General features: G+C 34.8%; 1 rRNA gene. It reads right to left on the reverse strand.

The window, feature by feature from the left end:
- Positions 1-344: 344 nt before the first annotated feature.
- A 16S ribosomal RNA gene (locus tag ABFY09_RS15145) occupies positions 345-397 on the reverse strand; the annotation flags it as partial.

Below are 397 nucleotides of genomic sequence, written 5' to 3' on the forward strand. Positions count from 1 at the left end.
GATTTACGATAATAGAAGTCACTAGGTTAAAGTGAACTTCCACCGGTTTAACGCTTGATTCATCGTTATTTCAAAATTTGAATTGTTAAAGAGCATCCCTAAGTTACCTTAGGTAGAGGAAAACACACTTAAAAAGTGTACTCACCTCAAATTGTGGAGGAAAATTATAGAGAGATAAATTTTCTAGTCAAGCACTTCCAATTAGTTTTTCAAGATTATTATTCAGAATAAATTTAAACCAAAAAACATATCTTCAAAATCAAAAAAGGCCGCTAAAAGCGGCCTTTTTATTTAAGAATAAAATCAGATAATTTGTGTGAACGCTCACCAGAGCTTCTATCGTTTAAGGAGGTGATCCAGCCCCAGGTTCCCCTAGGGCTACCTTGTTACGACTTCA

This window comes from Marinomonas sp. 5E14-1 (assembly GCF_039939215.1).
Classification (GTDB): domain Bacteria; phylum Pseudomonadota; class Gammaproteobacteria; order Pseudomonadales; family Marinomonadaceae; genus Marinomonas.